This is a genomic window from Thermosulfurimonas dismutans (assembly GCF_001652585.1).
Taxonomy (GTDB): Bacteria; Desulfobacterota; Thermodesulfobacteria; order Thermodesulfobacteriales; family Thermodesulfobacteriaceae; genus Thermosulfurimonas; species Thermosulfurimonas dismutans.
Genome location: NZ_LWLG01000045.1, coordinates 1 through 830, shown reverse-complemented (window position 1 = coordinate 830; position 830 = coordinate 1). Strand labels below are relative to the sequence as shown.

Annotated in this window: 1 protein-coding gene; it reads left to right on the top strand. The window is 49.8% G+C overall.

Translation table 11 applies throughout. The features are described from left to right. The coding region (locus TDIS_RS10640) for an IS5 family transposase (RefSeq protein WP_084271093.1) at window positions 1–639 on the top strand (639 nt) is incomplete at its 5' end. Window positions 640–830: the final 191 nt, after the last annotated feature.

Sequence of the window (830 nt, the reverse complement as noted above, 5' to 3'; positions counted from 1 at the left end):
CGCTTCCGTAAAGATCTTAAGTCCATGAACCTCTACAGAACCTGCTTCAAAGAACTCAAACGCCAGCTTGCCGAAAAGGGTTACGAGCTTAAGTGCGGCAAAATCACTGACGCCCGTCTGGTCAAAGCCGCCCGAAACCCCGGAAAAGGAGACTCTGATGCCGCCTTTGCCAAAAAGGGAAACCAAACCATCTACGGCTACAAAGACCACATCGCCGTGGACCCTAAACATGAATTCGTGACCGAGTTCGTTTGCACCCCGGCCAATGTCCACGACTCCCTGGTGATCGATGAGCTCCTTTCCGGTGATGAGACCGCCATCTTTGCCGACAAGGCCTACGACTCCAGGGCTCTCAAAAGGTGGTGTCGGGAAAAGGGCGTTTACTATGGGGTCCTGGCTAAAGGAACCAGAAACCGCAAGATAAGCTCCTCCCAGAAAAAGAGGAATCGGAAGCTTGGAGCTGTAAGGCGGAAGGTGGAGAAGGTCTTCGGTATCTTTAGCCTTCATCTTAATCGGGCAAAAGCCAGGTATGTGGGCCTTGCGGCCAATGAGATCCATCTTCTCCTTACGGTCTTCACCTACAATCTCCTCAGGCTCTGGTGGCACCTGCGAAGGAAAAGAAGAGTCGTAGCAGTTTGACGTCACGGAAGAAGGAGGAGAAATGTGCCTGAAATAAGGAAAGAAGGGAAAAAGAGGCCCACAGAGGCTTCCGAAAAGCCAATCAGAGTAAAAATCCGGGGTATTTTCTATATCGGCAAGACGAAAATTTGATGTCATGCTCATCTTAAACAGACAACATGGCCTAAATTTCAGAATTTTTCAAAGGTCTC